The 1,351-nt window shown below is 77.6% G+C and carries 1 protein-coding gene; it reads left to right on the top strand.

The window, feature by feature from the left end:
• Nucleotides 1–1,351, top strand: a 1,351-nt coding sequence (locus N798_RS18550) for a primosome assembly protein PriA (RefSeq protein WP_035951134.1), incomplete at both ends; no start/stop codon positions are given.

Genomic DNA, 1,351 nt, shown 5'->3' on the forward strand with positions numbered 1-1,351 from the left:
GAGAAGGCGCTGCCCACCGAGGCGCCCGAGACCGAGCCGCCCGAGGCCGCCGAGTCGCTCGCCTGGAGCCGGTATGCCGGCGGGCCGGCCTTCATCTCGCACCTCTCCTCGGGCGGGTCCCCGGCCGCCTCGCTCCTCGCCGCCCCGACGGTCGAGCCCGACGAGGACTGGCCGCGGCTGCTCGCCGACGCGGCGGCCGCCGCCCTCGCCGGTGGTCGCGGGAGCATCCTCGTCGTCCCCGACGGACGGGACGTCACGCGTGTCGAGGAGGCACTGACCCGCAGGGTCGGCAAGGGCCACCACGTCCGGCTCACTGCCGACCAGGGACCGCAGGCGCGCTACACGGCATACCTCAAGGTCCTGCGCGGCCATGTGCGGATCGTCGTCGGCACGCGGGCGGCGACGTTCGCGCCGGTGCACGACCTCGGGCTCCTCGCGTGGTGGGACGACGGTGATGACCTGCACGACGAGCCGCGCGCGCCCTACCCGCACGTCCGCGAGGTTGCCCGCATCCGGGCCGGCATCGAGGGCGCGGCGCTGCTCGGCGCAGGTTTCACGCGGACCGCGGCGCTCGCCCAGTGGTGCGCCGACGGGGTCCTCGTGCCGCTCGAGGCCGACCGGGCGGTCCTGCGCCGGGTCGTGGCCCGGGTGCGCGTCGCCGGTGAGGGCTCCGACCTCGCGCGCGACCCCGCGGCCGCACGGGCCCACCTGCCGTCGGCCGCGTGGCAGGCGGCCAAGGACGCGCTGACCAAGGGTCCCGTGCTCGTGCAGGTGCCGCGACGTGGCTACCTGCCGACACTGTCGTGCCAGGACTGCCGACGCCCGGCCCGCTGCCGGACCTGCTCCGGGCCGCTGGGGCTGCGCGGTCCAGGGCAGCCGCCCACCTGCCGGTGGTGCGGCGCCGTGGAGACGAGGTTCGAGTGCCCGAACTGCGGGTCACCGCGGCTGCGGTCGTCCGTCGTCGGCGCGCGCCGAACCGCGGAGGAGCTCGGCCGCGCCTTCCCCGGCGTCCCCGTGGCGACCTCGGGCGCCGGCAACGTCGTCGACCACGTCGACGCCCGGCCGCGGCTCGTCATCTCGACGCCCGGCGCCGAGCCGGTCGCCGAGGGTGGCTATGCCGCCTGCCTCCTGCTCGACGCCTGGGCGCTGCTCGACCGCCCGTCGATGGACGCGGGGGAGGAGGCCCTGCGCCGGTGGATGGGTGCGGTCGGCCTCACCCGGGGCGCGGCGGACGGTGGGCTCGTCGTCCTCGCCGGGGCGCCGTCGCACGCCACCGTGCCCGCCGTCGAGGCGCTCGTGCGCTGGGACCCGGGCTGGTTCGCCGACCGCGAGCTCGACGAGCGCCGCCAGC

Source organism: Knoellia flava TL1 (assembly GCF_000768675.1).
Classification (GTDB): domain Bacteria; phylum Actinomycetota; class Actinomycetes; order Actinomycetales; family Dermatophilaceae; genus Knoellia; species Knoellia flava.